Genomic DNA, 20,890 nt, shown 5'->3' on the forward strand with positions numbered 1-20,890 from the left:
ATAGTGTAAATATAATCATCCGGGGGTATTAAAAGGTCGCTGTACCCACATTCGTCCTGTACAGTTTTATGCGTTGCAGCCCCCATTCGCCAAAGGGTATGCGCAGGTGGCGGCCCTGGTGGCTTTGGTCGCCGTTCAGCCTTCTGCCGCGTTGCCAGGCGCCATTTACGAATTCGCCTTCATCAATCCATAAAATATTGGCTACCTCCGTGGTATCAACGGACGTAAATGTGGCAAAAACGCCCATGCCGCCTACCATAAACTCATCTTCACCCACCCGGATGATGATGCCGCCGCCGGGCTCCCATACGCTATCCTTCGCCACCGGCGACCAGGGCAACAGCCCGTCGTGCAAAAAGGTAATGTCATACCCGCCCAGGCGGAGCTTTTGCCGGGTATTAACCTTATCTACCAGTATGCCTTCCCGGTTGCCTTTTTCATTACGGTGTATGCTGTTGCCGGCTATGATAAGCGGCTGTAGCTGGCGGATAATATCGTAACTGCTTTTTAATGCACCTGCTTCCTCCTTTGCTCCGTTCTCGATAGAAAAGGGAGAAAAGCCCAGGGTGTTGTAATGCCCGAATACATACAGTGCCTTGGCCCCGCAGGAAGGCTCAAAGCGCATTTCAGGAATGAACAGCGGTTGCTGTTTGCGGGTATACAGGTCGCACCAGTAGGTAGTATTGGGATTATAAAAATCCGGTGATAAAATGTCCACTGCCGGTGCGGCACATTGCCACACCTCCATTACCTGCGGCAATGGTCCTGCACTGGGGTAGTTGCCCGGCAACTGTCCTTCGCGGAACAGCGCGGCGTTCACATACATGGGAATATCATATTCCGCCTTGCCGGCCGCCGCCACGGCATTGGCAAAACGGGCATAGTACCAGGCCTGGAAAATCTCATCGGTGGCCGGGCCTTTGCCAAACACAGCTTCCCAGTTCCCGCTGGTCTTATAACCCTGCGCGGCCCAGCGGCTGCGCAGCCCGGGCAAGAGCAAGGCTTTGTTGTTGACCAGGTAATTCATCAGCTCAGCAGGTACCGGCCGGTTAAAGGCAGCATTGGCTTTCCGGGTAATTTCCCTGGCAGGGCCCAGCATCCCGATCTCGTTTTCCACCTGCACCATGATCACGGTACGTTCTTTTTCGTCTATCTGCCGGATATGTTTCATCAGGGCGGCGAAGGCCTTCTTATCGGCCGCTAAATTCTCTTCACCGAATGCGGATAGTATTTCCACCGGTTTCCGGTCCTTGTCGGTGGCCCGCTCAAACCGGTCCGCGTCGGTCTTTACCCAGGCAGGTGCATAACAGCTCATGCTGTTCTTCCAGGAACCGAACCAGAGGAAAATGATCTTCATATCATGCTGCCGGGCCTGTTGGATATGATCATCTACCCGGGTAAAATCAAATACATTTTCCTTTGGCTCCATCAGCTCCCAGTACACGGGTATCAATACCGTGTTGAGCTGCATGGCCTGCAGGCGCGGCCATACAGGACGCATCTGCTCAATGGTGGATGCCGTGGAGTTGCCCAGCTCCCCCCCCAGCACCAGGAAAGGCTTTCCATCCACCAGCAGTTGCGTGGCAGCATCTTTTCTTTCCAGGCGTGGAGCAGGATTGTTTTCCTGCGCATGCAACATTGCAGGCAAAAGGACAATGGCGATGTACAACAGCGAAAAATAGTACTTCATGTACGGAAGGTTTTTAACAGGATATAGCGTACCCTATCTTTTAATAACCGCTTCAAAGGGTGAAGCCGGCAGGCCGGCCTGGTTGTATAGATTCGCGCCTTCAGGATTATTGGCCCAGGCGTACCGCACGGCCACCGGCTGCGTAATCTGATCGCTCCAGACCGTTATTTCGTACGGCCCGCTTATGTCGGCCTGCGCCCATGCAAACTGCCGGTCCGGTCCGGCTATCGCAAAGTATTGAGGGGCTTTCCCGTTTTTGGTTGTCAATGGGCTGCCGTTGTCCGCAAATTTCAAAATAGCCTTGTTCCCTTTTACCTGCATGGATTGATACAAAGGCCCGGAAGCAACAACATGCTTATCACCATAAGCCAGGCGCATGGCCTGCAATGCCAGGCGATGGCCCACATCCTGTTTGTTCAGCGGGTGAATGTCGTTCCATTCGCCGAGGTCAATGGTAACGGCCATGCCCGTACGCGGTGTCCGTTGCAGGGTGTTGAGCTGCGCCTGCCGCAATGCAGCCCAGTCGCTTTCGGCGGGCTGGCTTACCGGCTCCATAAAACCAGGTAGTTGCGCAAACAGGAACGGGAAATCACCTTGTTGCCATTTGGCGCGCCAGTCGCTGATCAGGGCTTTGAACAGCGCGGTATATTCCTGCGCCCGGCCGGTATTGGCTTCGCCCTGGTACCAGATGCATCCTTTGATGGCATAATGCAGCAATGGCGCGATCATAGCGTTGTAGAGGCCCAGCGGTTTCCATCTTATAAACGTAGCGCCGCGCAGTGGTTCCATTACCGCTCCCTGGCGGTATTTCCAGTCGCCTTCGAGGTGCAGGGTATCCGTATCGGTGGCAATGGCATATAATTTATCCGGCACAAAGCCTCCCCTGCCGGCGGTATTGACCACTCTTACAGCAATGGTGTTACTGCCAGCTTTCAGTACACCGGCAGGCAATTCATAGCGACGTGGGGGATATTGATAGCCGGTAGTGCCCACAAACTGCCCGTTGACGAAAACGGAGTCCGCGTCTACAATTCTGCCCAGCCAGAGCCTTACCGGCTTATTGATGAAGGCAGCCGGCACATGCACGCTTTTACGGAACCACACCACGCCATTTGTACGGCCCGGCGCCTGATCTGCCCAGTAGCCGGGCACCGGCATCTGCTGCCAGCCCGCATCATCCAGCGCAGCGGCGGACCAATGTTCTTTCAGGCCCTGGTCCTGTCCATGCAGGCGGGCATACCATTTCCCGGAAATTGTTCTATCCGCCTCCTCAATACTGTCGATCAGCGCCTGGTTCCTGAACTTCATGGCTTCCGCATAGGGAGCAGGAAACGCTTTCAATGCGTCTTCGCTCAGCCAGGCTTCCACCGGCGAGCCGCCGAGCGCGGAATTGATCAAACCTACCGGCACCTGGTACTTTTCATATATTTCCCTGGCAAAAAAATAAGCCACCGCGGAAAAGGCGAGGATATGCTCCGGCGTAGCTTCCTGCCATTCGCCTGCTTCCAGGTCGTTATGCGGTTGGTTGAAATCGTATTTATCCGGCACGGTGAACTGCCGGATCATGGAATTTCCCTTAGCGGCAATGACAGCGGCGTATTTATCCTGTACTCTTTGCATGGTCAGCTCCATATTGGATTGGCCGGAGCAAAGCCATACATCGCCCAGCAGGATGTTATTGATCTCGATCGTGTTGCTGGCGCTGAAGGTCATTGTATAAGGGCCGCCCGCACCTTGCGGAGGGAGCTGGATGGCCCAGCTACCGTTATTGTCAGCCACGGTATGATATTCCTTTTGCCGGAAACGCAGGCTTACTTTTTCTCCCGCGGCGGCCCATCCCCAAACCTTGATTTTTTTATCGCGCTGCAGGACCATACCATCGCTGATCAACCTGGGCAACCTGATCTGGGCATAAGTGACAAATGGCAGCAGCAACAGGGGGAGCACCTGTGTTAAAAGTCTGTTCATAACGTATTGTTTGTTTCCGCTCATTGCAAGTAATGCGGAGGGTAACAGACAAATTAGCTATAAAATGTCAATTTAACAACCATTAATTGGCTCCCCTGTATGCTACCGGTTTTTCTTCCTGCCTTCCTCGTAGGGTGTCAGCGTGGCATCCGGCACATTCTTATCCTTCAGGTCCTTGTTCCTGCCGGGCGTCTTTTGTTGCCCGTTGTTGTCCGTGCTTTTTATGTCTGCCAGTTGTTGCTTATAGGACTCCAGCAGTTGCGGGTCGTCCTTCGTATTATCTTCAATAAAGCCACGCAACGCCGGGTTGTCGCAAACATTTTCGTTGCAGGAAAGGCCGGTTTCCTGCACGGTCTGCAGGTATTCCTTCACCAGCTTATTCCTGGTTGCGGCCACGGGATGCCAGTAATCTTTCCTGACCACTTCCAGCATGCGGGAAAGCGCCACCTGGTAGGCGTGCATATTGCCGGACTTCCGGAATTTCTCCTTAATGTCCAGTTGGAACTGATCGTTCACGTACGTATCAAACAGTTGCTGCCATTTGTTTTCCTCTACAGCGCCGGGCACCGTTACCTGCCAGCCCCAGAGATTGGACACCACGTTATTGATCATGCGGGCGCCTGCATAGCCTTCGTCCAGCATTTCGTTTATCCATGCAGGGTTGAGGTAACGGGTTTTCATTTCCCTGCCCATGTATTTGTCCAAAGACTCCTGCTCGCCGGCGCCTGCACCGGAAAGGTTGGTCACCACTACATCCGGGGTGGAGCCATCCACCGCCCTAACCGCCATGGCCGTACCGCCCAGGTACTGGAAAAAATCGTCGTTGTCCAGCGCGCCGTACAGGTTGGAAGAGCGGCTGTGCACCACAGCCCTGGTGCCGGACAATGCGCCTTTCAGCAACTGCGTGCTGAAACCGGCCGGCAGCGTTTTGTTCTTTGTCTCCGCCTTGTCGCCCCAGAAACCCTGTCCGTACAAATGGCTCATCCTGTTAAAGTAAACATCGGCCACCTGCGCTTCCTTGTCCCATGTGCCGGAAGCCTGCACCACGTTTTCAAGACCGGCGCCGTATGCGCCGCTGGGCACGGAAAACATGCGCACACCGGCCAGCCGTGCCGCCACATCCTGCTGTACGCCCTGCTGCATCAACTGCTGCTGCATGGACAATGCATGTTGCCGCAGGTAATTGTCCGGCTCTTCCTGTTGCTTCACCAGGCTCACAGCCTGGTCCAGCAGTTCCATGAGGTTGGGGAACATATCCCGGTAAAGGCCGGAGGGGATCATGACCACGTCCACACGCGGACGCTGCAGGCTGTCACGGGGAATAAGCGCCACCCCGCTTACCCGGCCATAGCCGTCATATACCGGCTTTACGCCCATGAGCTGCAATATCTGCGCTTCCATTACGCCTTCATGGCGGATGGTCTCCACAGACCACAGGTTAAAGGTGATCTTATCCGGGAACTGCCCCTTGTGCCGGTCCCGGTGCTGGCGGATCATCTCTTCCGCCAGTTGACTGCCGGCAGCAAATACCGCCTCAGACGGGATCTTGGAAGGGTCAAACGCGTAAAAATTCTTACCGGTGGGTAGGGAGGCCGGGTTTCTCAGGGGATCGTTTCCCTGGGCCGCCGGCACGTAACGCCCGTTGAGAACGGCTATTAATGCATCCAGCTCGCTGCGGCCGCTAGCAGCTATTTTTTCCGTGATGTCGCGGAGCAGGCTGTCCCTGGCGGCAGGCGCCAGCTTTCCCTGCCGGTCTGCAATGGCGGCGGCAGTAGAAGCCACCCGTTCCGGCGATGGAGAGGCGCCGAAAGTATGCAGGCCAAAAGGGGTTTGCCGCTCTCCTATTTCCTGCACGTAATGCTCCAGCCGTTGTATGTGCTCCGCAGCCAGGCTGTCTTTAATACCCAGGTCCTTCAGCAATCCCAGCCTGTTGGCCAGCCGGCTGATGCCTTTCAGCTTGGCGGAAGCCAGCATCTCGCTTTTGTCTGCCGCAGCCATGTAATCATTTACCAGGCCTGCCAGCTCCTTCAGCTCCGGGTTCAGGCCCGCTTTGTCAAAAGGCGGAGTAAGATGGTCAACCACTACTGCCATGCCCCTGCGTTTGGCCTGCAGCCCTTCTCCCACATCGTCCACGATGTAGGGGTAAATATTCACCAGGTCGGCGATCAGCGCCTCCGGCGCATCGTCATCATTCAGCCCGGTTTCCTTGCCGTTCAGCCATTCGTGCGTGCCATGGGTGCCCACATGGATAACGGCATCTGCCCGGAACCTGCGCCGCAGGTACAGGTAGAAGGCAATGTACTGGTGATGCGGCGGCAACGTTACGTCATGGTACATCTTTTCCGCATCGGCATCCCAGCCCCGCGGCGGTTGGGGCGTCAATAGTATTTTTCCATAGCGTACCGCCGGCAGCACAAAGTAGCCGTTGCCGTTATGGTCATGCCAGGTCATAATGCGGGAGCTGTCAGGCGGGCCCCATTTATCCAGCACCTGCTGCTGGAAACGTGGGCTAAGGGTAGCAAACCAGGTTTTGTATTCGCTGACGGGCACCAGCACGGGCAGGCCATTCTCTGCCAGACGGCTGATCTCCGCAGGCGCCCAGTGCCCGATATTGCGCCCCCGGTTCATGATATCGTCAAAGATTCGGTTGCTGTCCGGTGCAATGCTGCCCAGGTCATACCCTTCCTGCTCCATCCGCGCCAGGATGTTGTACATCGTAGCGGGCAGCACATTCAGGTAGCTGGCGCCGATGTTCTCCTTCCCGGGCGGGTTGACGTAATAGATCAGGGCAATATGTTTTTCTCGGTTGGCTTCCTGCTGCAGCCGGTGCCAGGCCAGCACCCGGTCCACCAGGCGCTGCACGCGGCCCGGTATGGCCCGCTTCTCCGTGATGCGTACGCTGCCCGGCAGCACCGTTGTTTCCTGGCTGCTGGTCACCATTGGCTGCACCTGCCCGGTCAGCTCAGGTCTGCCCAGGTGCAGGGTGCGGCTGAAAACGCTCAGCCCGGTAAGCGACTGCTCCCATTCCTGCGCGGACTGATCCAGCGAAATGGCGTTGATCACTGGCACGCCTATACGGGCAAACATTCCCCGCAGCGTTTCCGGCGACGCCCCCGGAAGCGAGGAGGTGGTGACCAGGAAACTTACGGTTGCCCGGCCCAGGGAGTCCAGGCAGTACCGCTTCAGCGATACCTGCATGGGTATGCCGAAGAAAGGCATTACGTTGAACCCTGCACGTTCCAGGGCCTGTATGTGCGCGTCCAGGTAGTCATGCTGCCCGGTCAGTATCTCGTAGCGGAAGGTATAGATGCCTATCCAGGGCTTCCCGGGCCGGTAGTTAGCATACGATGCCCGGAATGCCTGCAGATCGGTATAAACCGTGTCGCCGTTCAGTGAATAGATGCCTGCTTCCGGGTACCTGATCACATCACCATAGGGAAATTTCAGTCCCTTGTCCACATCCAGCCGAAACAGGATCATGTTCTTAAAGTTCTCTATGCTGGCCTGGTCAAAATACTGCAGCACGCCCGCGTTAAAGATCACCCCAGCTTCCCGGTACGCCTCTTCTGCCGGTGTAGCGCCTAAAGCATATACGCTGGCACCCCGGCTGATCGCTTTCAGCAGGTGCGGCTTCGCCTGCTCAAATACAGGCGTCACATGCACATAGGCAAACACCAGGTCCGATGCTTCCAGGAAAGCAATATCGTTGCTGTAGAAATCCGTATGGGCATATACCTTTATCTCGCATTTTCCCCGGAGGCCAGGTGCAGATGCGTACAGCCGCTGCACGGCCTCATGACCGGCTTTGGTATAATTGTCGGACAGTACCAGGCTGACCTTCACCTGCGCCCGCAGCGCCAGCAGCGGCAGCAAGAGCAGGATAACATAAATGAAACAATGTTTCATTTTTTTCTTAACACACGTAGACATCATCATTCACGTTTTTATGGCTTATAAAAGGTAAGACACCCCCAGGTTCACGGCGCGGCCGGGAGCCAGGTAATAGCTGGTGGGAGAAGTATAGGACCCGAAGTATTGCTTATCGAACAGGTTCAGCATGGTGCCGTACACCGTGAACTTCCCTATTTTCCTGGCGGCCCGGATATCGGCCACGGTGTAAGCGCCGATCATTTTATCCTTTGAATTTTCCAGGTCGCTGAAACTGCTGCCCGTGTACCTTAGCCACAGGCTTACATCCACGATCCGGCTGCCTGCAAAAGCCAGCCCGCCGTTTACCTGGTGCCGCGGGTTATCGTCCACCTCGTTGCCCTCATAGGCGGTGTTGGTTTCGTAACGGGTGATCTTAGAGCGGTTGTAGAAATAGCTGGCAATGGCCGTCAGTTGCGGCGTTATTTTGTAGCGCAGCGATGCTTCCACTCCATGCAGGTTTACCTGGCCGATGTTGATATACTGCCTGACCGGCAGGCCACCGGGATCAAAGTAGTCCGGCACTTTGGCCGGGTCAATGAGCACGGCGTCCAGGAAATCTTTGTAGCGGGAAGCATACGCAGTGCCGGATAGTTCCAGCACTTTGCCAAGGGAGTAGTCCACCCCGGCTTCTATGGAGTACACCATGCGCTCCGGCTTCAGGTCCGGATTGCCCAGGCGGAAGGAAGAGCCCAGCGGTGTGGCGTTGTACATGTAATACATGGCCGGCGCTTTAAAGCCCATGGCGTATACCGTGCGCAGGCGCAGTTGATCCGACAGGTGCCAGACCAGGCCGGCTTTGGGCGAGAATACGCCGGATGAGGCGTTATCATAGTGAATGGAGATGTCCGTTCCGCTCTGGTTGTCATGGAACTTCCCGTTGTTGTTCTGCCAGTTATCGTAACGGAGGCCCACATTCAGGTCCAGCCTGGAGCCGATGGTTACATCGTCGTTGATGAAAAAGGAAAGGAAGTGCTGATTACCGGAGTAATCCTGGTTGCCCTTTCCATCATAGTATTTACGGGAATCCAGCTTGCTGCTGCGTATATCCGTGCCCAGGGTGATGCGGTTGTGCCAGATGGTCCTGCTGACCTTCCCGATAAAACCGAACACCTGGACCGGCACCCGGGAATTGTAATACGGTGTATTGAAGGCCGCTTCGCTGTTGTTCCAGCGGACCGCGTCCGTTTCCTGGTCAATACGGTTATAATAGGCGGACAGGTTGTACTCAAACAACTGGTTATGCCCGCTATAACGCAATAAATAATTGTTGGTGCGGGAATTCTCTTTGTAGATCGTAGCAGTGCCGGATGCCGGGCGCTCCATGTAGTAGTCCACTATACCTTCCAGCTTGGAACGTTCATTCAACTGGTAGGACAGCTTCCCGTTCACATTCAGCAGCTCCTGCGTAGGCTTGCGGTAGTAGCTTTTCCACAGGCTGTCCGCCATGTACTGGTAACCGTCCGTTCTCTTGTATTCTGCAAAGGCGATCACGCCAAAGCCGTTCCTGAACGCTTTCCCGCCTTTAATGCCCGCTATCAGCGTGTTCATGGAGCCATAGCGGAGATCGGCCCCGAAGGTGGGTTTTAAAGTGGGATTTTCCGTCACCAGGTTAATGGTGCCTCCCATGGAGTTGGAGCCGTAAATGGAAGAGCCCGGCCCTCTCACCACTTCCACCCGGGCGATGCTGTTGGTGGCCAGGCTGTTCCACTGGTTCACCCCGCCGGTGTAGGTATCATTCAGTGGAATGCCGTCCTTCAGGATCAGCGTGCGGCCCGCGGCGCCGGTACCTCTTAGTGTCACGGTGGTATGCGAGCCGGTGGTGGTCAGCCCGCGGCCCCGGTTGACTGATACGCCCGGCATGTAGCTCAGGGCATCGTCTATGGTCTGTACCTGTTTCATTTCCGGGTCGGAGGCTTTCAGCACGGTAACGCTGGACGCCACTTTCCGCAATTCCACCGGCATGGCGGAAGCGGTGACCGTTATTTCGTTCAGCCTGGTAATACGGGAGGTGTCCTCCTTTGACTGGGCAAAAGCGGCAGTAAAGGTAAGGAGGAAAAAGCAGCATAGGTGAATGGCGGATGGTGTGCGCATAATGACAATCTTTTACGGGGACAAACATAAAAAAATAATTGCAACGTAGTTGCATTATTTTTTCCGTTAAATAAAAAAGCCGCCCCGCAAATCGGGACGGCTCTCTATAAAAACGTTATTGACTATGGCAGCCCTACTCTACCAGCTCATTATAATCTGTTTCCTTCAACGGAATTTTCCAGGTCCACTTGTTATTCTGATCAGGCGTGATGGTTACAGCCAGGGTGGAGGTGTAATTCCCGCCATTGGCAAAGCTGGTACGCTGGATGTTGTCGCCCCAGCGCTTCATATCAAACCAGTCAAAACCTTCTCCCCACAGCTCAATGGCCCGGTATAGCTTGATCTCGTTCAGCAGGTCCGTGCCGGTTTTGGTGCAGGTGTAGTCCGGATCGCGGCCGCTGGCGGCAGTCAGCTCCTCCAGGAGCTGCTGTATTTCGGCGGCGCTTTCATGCTGAAAGTATTTGGCCTCGGCTTCTACCAGGTACATTTCAGATGAACGGAAATGGTTCATATTACCTACGCCGGGCAGGTCATTTGCCTTGATCTTGAACTGCATATAGGCGTATACTTTAGCCGTGCTTTGTATGTCAGGGTACAGTTCCCGGGCGTGGCTTGCCAGCGCGGCGCTGCCCTCCCCGGAAGAAGCAGAGTAAGTATACCCGGTAGGGTCCAGGAACAGGTCTTTACGGATATCCGTAGCGGGGATCTGCTCATACAGGAGCTTGCTGATGCATTTGGGATAGGTTCTTACGGCGCTTGCATTTGAATTATAGGCGATATAGGCAAAATAGGAATAGTAGTAAAGCGTTTCATCGGAAGCGCCGTAGCTGCCCCATATCCATTCGCCATTCGGGTTGGCGAAGCCGGCTTTATAATCGGCCACGCTCATCAGTGCATAACCTTCCCGGGCTTTCACGGCATTGGCTTCTGCGTTGGCGTAATCCTGCCGGTTCAGCGCAGCCCTTGCATATATTGCATAGGCAACATTCACATCGGGATCGAAATTCTTTTCCCTTGTTTTGCCGGATGCGGTAAAGAGCGCAATGGCATTGTCCAGGTCCGCATATATCTGGTCATATGTTTCCTTCAATGTGGATAAGGGCATGTCGTCTGTTGATTCATCCAGGCGCAGCACCAGGCCTGCTGCAGTCCCGCCGTTGGAATCGCTCCAGCGGTTGCAGTACAACTGGGAGAGCATCATGAACGCATAAGCCCGGTAGGTGAGCGCCTGGGCCTTGATGAACTGCCTTTCGGCTTCTGTTCCTTCGGCATTATCTACATTGACGATGATAGAATTGGCATTGCCAATGATCATGTAATAGTAATACCAGGGATAGTAGCAATAGATGCTGGCGGTATTCTCGTTGAAGGTGGCGTTGATGATAGGCGCCCAGCCGTTGAGATACACATAGAAATGGTTGCCCGGGTAGTTGCCATAGTACATTTTGATGGTGCCCTCACCGTTAAAGCCCTGGCTGGATAAATATTGCCGGGTCATCAGCTTCGCCAGGCCGTTGACCGCCAGTGCGGCATTGGCGGTAGTGGCGAAAGTGGTGGGCTTCCCGATGGCGTTGGTCGGCACTGTCTCCAGGTAATCTTTAGCACAGGAGGAGCAGGCCAATATGATAAGTAGCAGATATGATAATTTCTTCATTGCGGTTGCATTTTTTTATAAACCAATATTCACTCCTGCAGAAAACACGCGGGCAGTTACAAAGGCGTTGTTATTAAGGCCGTTAAATGACTGCTGCGGGTTCATGCCTCTCAGCGATGTAAATGTGGCCAGGTTTTCCACCGCCAGGTTAATGCTGGCGCTGTTCAGTCCCAGCCTGTTCATCCAGGGTTGCGGCACCTTGTAACCCAGCGCAATGTTCTTGATCACGAAGTAGGAAGCGTCCTGCAGGAAACGGGAAGAGGTGGAATTGGTGAACTGGCTTCTTGCAAAGTCCACTACCGGCACGCCATCCGGGTCTATCCTGTTGGCGGCGCCTTCTGTCATACCGGCTGGCACATCCTTCCAGGCCTTCAGCAGGTCCTTGTGCAGGGCGGAGGGATTCCCCGACATGCTCATCAGCGACTGGTAGGAATAGTCCAGCACTTTACCGCCCAGGGAGTAGGTCAATACCGTTGACAGGGAGAAATTCTTCCAGGTTAAAGTAGAAGAGATCGCGCCATATACATCCGGCAGGGCGCTGCCGCTCCAGTCTCTTTTTGCGTAGGTAGTATAAGTGGTGTAATAATCCTTCCCGATCTGTACCAGGTACTGGCCCGGTATGGTATCCTTGTCAGGTGCGGACCCGTTGAGGTTGTATGCCTCCGTATCCGGCAGGTACAGTGCATTACCGGTCATCTGGTCTACACCTACGTACTGGTGCAACCAGAAATCATATACGCCATGGCCTTCCAGGAACCGCTTGGTGCCGGATATAATCCCCTTCTCCCTGTTTTCCTCCGGCAGCTTCACGATCTTGTTCTTCAGCACCGTGGCATTCACGCCAATGTTCCAGGTCAGGTTTTTCTTCCTGATCACGTCCACATCTACCATTACTTCAATCCCTTTGTTGGAGACAGAGCCGATGTTCTTTGCAATGGTGGACTCTGCATCGTCCGTGGAAGTTCCCCCGGCTGAAAGCGGCAGGTTCACATCAAACAGCAGGTCATTTGATCTTTTATCGAAATACTCCACGGTGAAATTGGCCCTGTCAAACAGGCGTCCCTCCAGGGCTACACCAAATGACGCGGCAGTTTCCCAGATAAGATCTTTTGCCTCATTCTGTATTTTATAAAGCGCGCCCATATTCGCGTTCTGGCCCAGCGTATACAAAGCCATGTAGGCATAGTAATCCACGCTCTGGTCATTTCCCACTTCCCCGTAAGAAGCGCGCAGCTTCAGATCATTCACCACATGGGCGATGGGCTGCATAAAGTTTTCCCGGCTGATCAGCCAGCTACCGCCCAGCGACCAGAAGTTCCCCCACCTGTTGTCCTGGTAGAAACGGGAAGATCCATCCCTGCGGAAAGAAGCATCAGCAAAATACTTTTCGTCATAGCTATACCGCACGCGGCTTAAATAGCTCTCCGTTTTATAATTGTGCTGGTAATCGGTAAGGCGCGTGATCTCTGTAAAATTCACCAACTCGGGCATGCCTGCAAATGTCTCCAGGGTTTTGTAACCGTTCAGGTAATTTTCATTGTAGCTGTAATTTTCGTGGCCTACCAATACATCTACGGCATGTGCATTGAAGGAGCGGTTCCAGTTCAACTGCTGCTGGAACGTATAGTTCTTGTAGCGGTAAATGGTGCGCTGGGCGCGGCCCTGGTTGCCGGCGCCATCGCCGATGATGGCATTGTTGTAGGTTTGCTGCTCGCTGTTGCGCACATTCAGATCGCCCCGGAGGGTAAACCTGAAATCTTTCAGGAAGCTGATATCTGCGAAGGCCTGGCTGTTAATGGTATTCCTGTAAGTGCGGTCCATATCCAGCTCGTTTTCCCAGATCACATGGCGGCCGGGATATTGCGGGCGGGAATACAGGGTGCCATCATCATACTGCTTGTTGCCGTTTGCATCCAGCACGTACTCCCCGGTAGCCATATCGTGCAGGTGCACCGGGTATACCGGCGCTATCTGGCGGGCGTACATGAAGGGATTTACAAAAGAGGCCGCGTTATCCGTAGAGCCGGAGGTGTTGCTCGACATCTGGTGCGAACCCGCCAGTTGCACCCCGGCTTTGAACCATTTTACGGGAGACATATCCGCATTGAGCCGGCCGGTGAACCTTTTGAAATCAGAACGTTTCACATAGCCTTTTTCATCGAGGTAGCCGCCGGAGAAATAAAACCCGCTCTTTTCGGAACGGCTGCCGCCGTTAATGAAATAATCCTGGCGGTGCCCTACCCTTTCAATGGGATCATACCAGTCCAGGTCGCCATTGTAGCCGTCACGCATTTGGGCATCGGCTACCAGTTTACCGTTAGCATCAAAAAGGGCATCACCGGGTTTATTGTACAGGTTATAGGTAACATAATCGGATACCAGCGAGCTGGACGCCTCGGCATTGGCCAGTTCCCGGGTAGGATAGTTGCCAGGCTGGGAGGTCATCAGGTAATTCCGGTAGCCGGTCCACATGGTTTCCATCCAGTCGTTAGGTCCCAGCCGCTCGTATTCCTTGATGCCCCTGGTATACAGCCCCTGGTTCACGCTTACGTTCATGGATACACGGTCCCGCCTGCCGCGCTTGGTGGTGATGATGATCACGCCGTTGGAAGCGCGGTTGCCGTAAAGCGCAGCAGAAGCCGCATCCTTCAATACGGAAATGCTTTCAATGTCTGCAGGGTTCAGGTCAGAAATGTTACCTCCAAACTGAACGCCATCCAGCACGTACATCGGGGCGTTGGAACCATTCACGGATGTAAAGCCCCGGATGCGGATGGTGGGATTGGCACCGGGCTCTCCATAGGTGTTGCTGACCTGGATACCGGGGGCTGCTCCTTCCAGCGCGCCAACCACGCTGGACAAGGGGCGCTTCTGGATATCCTTATCGGAAATGGCAGACACGGCGCCTGTCAGCGATTCCCGTTTTGCAGTGCCGTACGCCACTACCACCACTTCATTCAGGCTCTGGTCTGACTGCGCCAGCGAGGCATTGATCACGGAGGAGGCGCCGATCTCCTGGGTCTTTGTCAGGAAGCCCACATAGCGAAACTCCAGCGATTTTGCATCCCGCCCCACTTCCAGGCTGTATTCCCCGTTGCCATCCGTGATGGTAGCATACTTCGTGCCTGCTATAATTACCGTTACGCCGATCAGGGGGCTTCCGTCACCGGCAGCCACCACTTTCCCGCGGATCCTGCGGCGCAGGGTATCTGCCTGGCTGCCCGGCAACTCCTCCATAAGCGCTGCCGCTTTCTTTACACGCGCTGCTTCCCGGAAAATGAGGATGGTATTACGCTGCTCCTTAAACGACAGCGCGGTGTTTTCCAATAACAGCGCAAGTGTCTGCTCTACCGTTCTCACGCCCTTTTCCAGCGATATATGGCCATACCTGGCCACTGCCTGGCTGGACCAGGCCAGCCGGAAGCCGGACAGCGCCTCCACCCTGGACAACGCTTCGCTCAACGGCACATCCTTTAGTTCCAGGGCGATCTTCTTCTCCGTCATGTTCTGGCCACTGCCGGCATGGGCGGACAATAACTGAACAGAGGTAAGCAACACAAATACCACACAGGTACTTACTCGCATAAATAGCCTTGTTTGATAATTACATAATAGCGCTCTTAGCAATGATGCAACAGGCGCAGAGGTATAGCCACGGGATATCCGCCTGCCGTAAGCAATGATTTTTTGCATAACTTGCAAGTAGTTTTAAATTGACAATAGTTGATTTGAACGGTCCCCTCGGAGCTTCCTACGGCATGGGGGGACTTTTAATAGCAAATTCCTTCCCGTCAGGAACTGTCGGATTTCTCCATAGCGACTGAATTTTGGTTGTTAATAATTATAGCTGTTCACTTTTACTTATTGTTCTCCGCATCCCGCGCCATCAAACACAACCTGGTTGCCGGAACGGGTATACTGTATGTTCAGGATAGCCGAAAGTGTCTGCAGCACGGTTTCCAGCGCTTCCGTTCCGCTGAAGGAGGCTACCAGCTCACATTGCTTCAACTGTTCATTGTTAAATGATACCTGTACATTATACCGCTTGCTGATAGCAGCCGCCACTTTTTCAAGCGGCTCATCCCGGAATATCATATCTGCCTGTGCCCAGCGGGCTGCTGTGGCAGCGGCATCCACCTTATGCAGCGCCACCGTGGCGGCTGCCGTCTGGTAGGTGATCTGCTCATTGCTTGTCAGTTCCACCGATACCTGCTTCCCGTCCTCCACGCGCACTTTTCCGCTGGTAACGGATACCTCCACGCTTTCCTGCCCGGGCCAGGCTTTGATGTTAAAAGCAGTGCCCAGCACCGTGGTCTTCAGGTTCCCGGTATGAATGATAAAGGGTTGCGCATGATCGTGCACAATATCAAAATAGGCCTCCCCGATCAATGTCACCTCCCTGGCCCTGCCGCTAAATACCGGCGGGAACTGCAGCCGGCTGTTGGCCTGCAATACGGCGCGGCTGCCATCCGGCAGCACGATGTTACGGATATAGGTCACCGCGACAGCCGGATCCGGAGCAGCTATCACCGCCTGCTGCCGGCCGGCGGGAGATGTTTTTACCAGCCAGTAGTATGTTCCGGCCAGCAGCAACACAGCTATGCAGGCCGCCGCCCAGCCCCACCTGCGCAGGAAACGTGCCCGGCCGGCCACCCTAAGCGGGGCAGGCTCCGCTACCCGTTCCATTAACCGCTCCCAGTTCCTGCTTTCAATCGCCGCCCGCTCCTCACCGGTATAGGTATCCGACAGGTTGGGCTCCTGCTCAAATTGCCGGTAATATTGCTCAACAAAGGCCCGCTCCTGCTCCGTAGCGTTGCCCTGCTGGTAGCGCATCAATATTTGCTGCAGTTTTTTCCTGTTTTGGTCGTATGACATGATCTACATACTGGTTTATACCTATATAGCCACCAAACAGGCACAAACCTCCCAAGCAGGGAGAAAATTTTTTTTGCTTTAACCTATAAAAAGAGAGGCGCTGGTATCAGGAGAAGATACCGGAGACTGATACACCAGAGGATAAGGGGCGCCAGGCCGGTCCGGAGCCTTTTCAGGGCAGTTCCCAACTGGTTCTGCACGGTTTTCTGGGAGATGTCCAGCACCCAGGCAATTTCCTTTGTGGAATACCTGGACTGTATATGCAGGAGAAATATCTGCCGGCGTTTTTCCGGCAGGGTCTGGGCATAAGCGTAGGCCAGTTGCAGCAGGTTCCGGGCTACCAGCTCATTTTCCGGGGTGGTGCCGCCTTCCAGCAGCTCATGGAAAGGCTCCAGGAATGCATGCGGCTGCCGGCTGCGGGAAAAGTAATTGAGTATTTCGTACCGGACCGCCGTATGCAGGTAGGCCTCCAGGTGCTGCACCTGTAATGCCGCGCGTTTGGCCCATAGTTTACAGAACACATCCTGTACTATATCCTCCGCCTGCTGCTTGTCCTTCAGCCGTTTCCAGGCATGGTCCACCAGCGGCCACCAGTATTTATGGTAGATGGCCTCAAAAGCTTTCCGTTCTCCCCTGGAGAGTTGCTGCAGCAATACCTGGTCTGTATGAGCGATTTCGGCTGGCATTTGTTGATAGTCAACGGTTTGGATAGCGCGCAATAAAAACGGCAACATTGTCCCCTGCTATACTTGCAATAAAGCAAATATACAATAACCCGCAAATTTATTTTACAGGCGGAAGCAGGAAGATCTGCCAATCCTGATTTTTAGCTTGGAGAATGATTAAATATACGTAATATTGACAGCGGCATATAATTTCTCCTGTTATTAACTGATTTGTTGGTCCTTATCCTAAAGAAATATGAATATATATTTCTTGTTTTCAATTATTATCCTCCTTTCTGCCTGCGCGCCTGCTGCGCAGCACATACAGGAACATCCTGCCTACTTTGATGAAGTTTTCGCGAAGGCTGACAGCATTGGTCATTCCGACCTGCCTGCCTCCCACGCGTACTTGCAAAGCGCCTATGCGGCATTCCCCGAGCCGGGTATGATAGACCTTTGGCGGAAATACGAACACCTGTTCATCTATCACATCGGTAAGACCTATAATTTTTCACTAGCCATGCTGTACGCGGACAGCATGTTATACACGCTGCGCGACAGATCGCTCCAACAGCGGTATCCTGTCTATTATGCCGGCGCGTTGTTTGCAAAAGGAGATGTGCTGCGCGACCAGCAAAAATACAACGAGGCCTATACCTATTTCTATCGAGGCCGGGAGATCCTGCGGAAAACAAATGATACCTGTGAATATCACCAGTACGCCAGCAGGTTGGCGCTCGTTTATTACCGGCAGGAAAAATACCTGGAGGCGGCGCCTTATTTCCTCGAAACCTTTGAACGGCTTGGGCAATGCGACACCTCAGATTACAATACTTTTTATCTCCGGCAGGGTATGCTGGACAATGTGGCATTGAGCTACGACAAGGCTGGCAACACCCGCCAGGCGCTCGCTTACTATGACAGCACCCTGTACTTCATCCGCCTGCAGGGCGCAAAATTCCGGCATATCCCCGAATACGAAAGGGGCATGCAGGCCGCCGCCGCCGTGGTGTATGGCAACAAAGGCAGCGCCCTGCTCCGTATGGGAGATACTCTTGCTGCGGAATCCCTGTTCCTGCAAAGCATTGCGATCAACATCCGCGGCAGGGACGAAAAAGTGGATGCACAGTTGACCATGGCCAAGCTCACTGCCCTGTACCTGGCTGCTAACCGGCTGAAAGATGCCGCCGCCGTACTACAAGAAATGCAGGCAGCCCAGGCGCTGGCTCCCAATGCCGACTGCCGGCAACGCTGGCTTCACCTTCGATGGCAATATTTTGAAAAGACCGGCCGGACCGATTCCGGCTATGCTACCCTGAAGGCCTATACACAACTTAAAGATTCCCTGGCGGCGGCGGCCACCAAGCCAGACATCGCGGATATTAAGGAAGAATTTGAGCATATGTCCAGGGTACACCAGTTGGAGATAATCGAGAAGAATAACCAGCTCAAGACGGCCTACCTGGGCATCCTGGTCATTTTATTCATCATCGTTTTGCTAATCGCGTGGATGATCTGGCAAAACTGGCGGAAATCGCACCGGCATATAGCGGAGCTCCAGCGCCTGAACCAGGAGATCACCGCCCGGCATGACGACATCCGCAAAAGCCTGACCGCGCTGGAGCAAAGCCATCAAAATAATTCCCGGATGATGAAGATCGTAGCGCATGACCTGCGCAATCCCGTAGGCGCCATCTATTCCATCGCGCAACTGCTGCAGCATGGAAAGCTGTCGCCAGAAAAGGACCAGGAAATGCTGGAATTGATCAAAACCTCCAGCGATAGCGCCCTGCACCTGATCTCGGACCTGTTGGTACTGGATACTGCACTCACAAATATGGAAAAAGAGCTGGTGGAGATACATGTTTCACTAAAGTATTGCGTGGACCTGCTACAGACGAAAGCCATGGAAAAGCAGCAGAATATTGTGCTGGAAACGGAGCCTGTAAAAGTCCTGGCTTCCCGTGAAAAGATCTGGCGCGTGTTCAGCAACCTTATCAACAATGCCATCAAGTTCAGCCCGGACGGCTCCCGCATAGAAGTGGCGCTGAAACGGGTAAACGGCACTGCCAGGATATCCGTGAAGGACCAGGGTATCGGGATACCACCTGCCATGCAGGACAAGATATTTAGCCTGAGCAGCGAGGTAAAACGAAGAGGCACCCGCGGGGAAGAATCTTTCGGCTTCGGCCTCAGTATTTCCAAACAGATCATTGAAGCGCATAATGGCAGGATATGGTTTGAGACAGAGCATGGCAAAGGCACCACCTTTTACGTGGAAATGAGCGCGTCTGCGTAGCAGGTTGTGGGTGGAAACCAGGAGAGAAAACATTAATTTGCGTATTGAAAGCAGTTGACCAAACATGATAAACAAGCACGCCTATGTCTATTACAGCAGCAGATGAATTAACCGGCATGCAAAAGGCCAGCGCCGCGGTAGCGCTTACTTTACAGGAAATGCGGTACTATGCCAGGCCGGGAATGACCACGGGGGAACTGGACCGATTTGGGGAAAAGATACTGGCAAAATTCGGCGCGCGGTCTGCGCCGCGTTTAACCTATAATTTCCCCGGCTGCACCTGCATTTCCCTGAATAAGGAAATTGCCCACGGTATTCCCCATAATGGCAAGGTAATGCAGGAGGGAGACCTTGTCAATATTGATGTTTCTGCAGAGCTTAACGGGTTCTGGTCCGACAACGGCGGCTCCTTTGTGCTGGGGGAAGACATTCACCATTATCAGCCGCTTGTGGATGCCTCGAAAGATATCCTTAAAAAGGCCATCTTCCATATAAAAAATGACGTAAAGATCTCCGACATCGGGTACCTGATGGAATCCACGGCCAAAAGATCAGGCTATACCGTCATCAGGAACCTGACCGGCCATGGTATCGGCAGGAGCTTACACGAAGCACCTACCTCCATCGCTAATTACCGGCAACGTTTCAACAGGGAGCGGTTCAGGAAAAATGCGGTAGTAGCGGTTGAAACCTTTATTTCCACCGCTTCCAATATGGCAGTTTCACTGCAGGATGGATGGACGCTGGTCGGGAACCGGGGCGGATATGTGGCGCAACACGAACATACCATTGTTGTTACAGACGATACACCGATCATCCTGACAGAAATGAACGGGATATGGGATGAAGAAAATATTTAAGGAAAACCCTTTTCCATGCTTGCTTATTTTTTCTACCTGATCATCTATCCTTTATTGCTATTGCTCAGCGCCTGGCTGGGCAGGATAACAGCGGCGCGCTCCCTTCGGAAAGGGCACCAGTGGAAGCCGCTGGGGCTGGAAGGCGGGCTGCTGGGATTTTATGCGTTGCTGGTATCCTTCACCCTCGTACAGTCCGGCACCCGGGCCCATGAGCGGGACGAAATGGTGCATGCCATGGCGGACGATATCTCGGAAATACTGCGGGTGGCGAAAACATATGACCCGGCGCTGCATAACCGGGTAAAATCCTATTTCGTGGACTTTTACAATATTTTCAGGGAGCAGCCGGGAGCGGACAGGGAGCGGATTGAAGCCCAGATAGACAGGATCGACCGCCTGGATGATGTGCTGGATGCCGACCTGCAGCGTCATATTGCCCGGGATCCCTCCTACCGGGACCGCATTGCCGTACTAATGTCCAGGACGGACCGGATGGAATCCACCTACTACCGGCTGATGCACTCCTATCACCGTACCGTGCCCCGGATCATCCTGATGATACTGATGCTCTTTTCACTCTTTATAGGATTCCTGGCAGGATTCATGGGGCGGTATTACGGGAACCATATTCATATTGTCACCACTACATTTGCCGTGATGAGCATCGTTGTGCTGAACGTGATCCACGACCTCAACAGCCCTGCTATCGGCTATATCCGGCCGGACTTCCAGGATATTACGGAAGTGATGCGCAGCTTTCATTTACTGGGGCGGTAAGGTTATTTTTAATTTTAATTGTCATTTTAACACTTTTTATTATTACTTTGTACCAGTTTAATTGGTACAAGTAATAAATTC

Annotated in this window: 11 protein-coding genes; 3 read left to right on the forward strand and 8 right to left on the reverse strand. The window is 53.8% G+C overall.

Features of this window, described 5'->3' with window-relative positions; translation table 11 throughout:
• Window positions 1–28: 28 nt before the first annotated feature.
• The 8 genes from LX66_RS23770 to LX66_RS23805 all read right to left on the reverse strand — a co-directional run bounded on the left by LX66_RS23770 (window position 29) and on the right by LX66_RS23805 (window position 16,894).
• Window positions 29–1,690, reverse strand: coding sequence for a GH35 family beta-galactosidase (locus LX66_RS23770; protein ID WP_211366491.1), 1,662 nt, complete (start codon window positions 1,688–1,690; stop codon window positions 29–31).
• Between the two features lie 33 nt (window positions 1,691–1,723).
• Complete coding sequence (locus tag LX66_RS23775; RefSeq protein ID WP_145718082.1) at window positions 1,724–3,658, reverse strand: sialate O-acetylesterase; 1,935 nt, start codon at window positions 3,656–3,658, stop codon at window positions 1,724–1,726.
• Between the two features lie 102 nt (window positions 3,659–3,760).
• Window positions 3,761–7,564 (reverse strand): cobaltochelatase subunit CobN, encoded by a 3,804-nt coding sequence (locus tag LX66_RS23780; RefSeq protein WP_158642743.1) that lies wholly within the window; start codon window positions 7,562–7,564, stop codon window positions 3,761–3,763.
• Between the two features lie 45 nt (window positions 7,565–7,609).
• A complete protein-coding gene (locus LX66_RS23785) occupies window positions 7,610–9,679 on the reverse strand; it encodes a TonB-dependent receptor plug domain-containing protein (protein WP_145718086.1) in 2,070 nt (689 codons plus the stop codon).
• Window positions 9,680–9,812: 133 nt separating this feature from the next.
• Window positions 9,813–11,333 (reverse strand): RagB/SusD family nutrient uptake outer membrane protein, encoded by a 1,521-nt coding sequence (locus tag LX66_RS23790; protein WP_145718088.1) that lies wholly within the window; start codon window positions 11,331–11,333, stop codon window positions 9,813–9,815.
• A 15-nt stretch (window positions 11,334–11,348) separates the two neighbouring features.
• On the reverse strand, window positions 11,349–14,918 hold the full coding sequence (locus tag LX66_RS23795; RefSeq protein ID WP_211366494.1) for a SusC/RagA family TonB-linked outer membrane protein: 3,570 nt from the start codon (window positions 14,916–14,918) through the stop codon (window positions 11,349–11,351).
• A gap of 276 nt (window positions 14,919–15,194) precedes the next feature.
• Window positions 15,195–16,208, reverse strand: a complete 1,014-nt coding sequence (locus tag LX66_RS23800; protein WP_145718090.1) for a FecR family protein — start codon at window positions 16,206–16,208, stop codon at window positions 15,195–15,197.
• A gap of 83 nt (window positions 16,209–16,291) precedes the next feature.
• Complete coding sequence (locus LX66_RS23805; RefSeq protein ID WP_158642744.1) at window positions 16,292–16,894, reverse strand: RNA polymerase sigma factor; 603 nt, start codon at window positions 16,892–16,894, stop codon at window positions 16,292–16,294.
• A gap of 235 nt (window positions 16,895–17,129) precedes the next feature.
• On the opposite strand from LX66_RS23805, the gene LX66_RS23810 reads away from it, so the two are divergent.
• The 3 genes from LX66_RS23810 (at window position 17,130) to LX66_RS23820 (ending at window position 20,809) form a co-directional block, all read left to right on the forward strand.
• A complete protein-coding gene (locus tag LX66_RS23810) occupies window positions 17,130–19,172 on the forward strand; it encodes an ATP-binding protein (RefSeq protein WP_145718095.1) in 2,043 nt (680 codons plus the stop codon).
• A gap of 83 nt (window positions 19,173–19,255) precedes the next feature.
• The gene (gene map, locus LX66_RS23815) at window positions 19,256–20,032 is read left to right on the forward strand and encodes a type I methionyl aminopeptidase (RefSeq protein WP_145718096.1); all 777 of its coding nucleotides are present in this window, start codon (window positions 19,256–19,258) and stop codon (window positions 20,030–20,032) included.
• Window positions 20,033–20,047: 15 nt separating this feature from the next.
• On the forward strand, window positions 20,048–20,809 hold the full coding sequence (locus LX66_RS23820) for a bestrophin-like domain (RefSeq protein ID WP_145718098.1): 762 nt from the start codon (window positions 20,048–20,050) through the stop codon (window positions 20,807–20,809).
• The last annotated feature ends 81 nt before the right edge of the window (window positions 20,810–20,890 follow it).

Source organism: Chitinophaga japonensis (assembly GCF_007830125.1).
GTDB lineage: Bacteria > Bacteroidota > Bacteroidia > Chitinophagales > Chitinophagaceae > Chitinophaga > Chitinophaga japonensis.

Coding starts and splice junctions, on each gene's coding strand:
- LX66_RS23800 (WP_145718090.1), bottom strand. CDS start 16,208: ATGTCATACGACCAAAACAGGAAAAAACTGCAGCAAATATTGATGCGC.
- LX66_RS23785 (WP_145718086.1), bottom strand. CDS start 9,679: ATGCGCACACCATCCGCCATTCACCTATGCTGCTTTTTCCTCCTTACC.
- LX66_RS23790 (WP_145718088.1), bottom strand. CDS start 11,333: ATGAAGAAATTATCATATCTGCTACTTATCATATTGGCCTGCTCCTCC.
- map (WP_145718096.1), top strand. CDS start 19,256: ATGTCTATTACAGCAGCAGATGAATTAACCGGCATGCAAAAGGCCAGC.
- LX66_RS23770 (WP_211366491.1), bottom strand. CDS start 1,690: ATGAAGTACTATTTTTCGCTGTTGTACATCGCCATTGTCCTTTTGCCT.
- LX66_RS23810 (WP_145718095.1), top strand. CDS start 17,130: ATGAATATATATTTCTTGTTTTCAATTATTATCCTCCTTTCTGCCTGC.
- LX66_RS23805 (WP_158642744.1), bottom strand. CDS start 16,894: ATGCCAGCCGAAATCGCTCATACAGACCAGGTATTGCTGCAGCAACTC.
- LX66_RS23795 (WP_211366494.1), bottom strand. CDS start 14,918: ATGCGAGTAAGTACCTGTGTGGTATTTGTGTTGCTTACCTCTGTTCAG.
- LX66_RS23780 (WP_158642743.1), bottom strand. CDS start 7,564: ATGAAACATTGTTTCATTTATGTTATCCTGCTCTTGCTGCCGCTGCTG.
- LX66_RS23775 (WP_145718082.1), bottom strand. CDS start 3,658: ATGAACAGACTTTTAACACAGGTGCTCCCCCTGTTGCTGCTGCCATTT.
- LX66_RS23820 (WP_145718098.1), top strand. CDS start 20,048: ATGCTTGCTTATTTTTTCTACCTGATCATCTATCCTTTATTGCTATTG.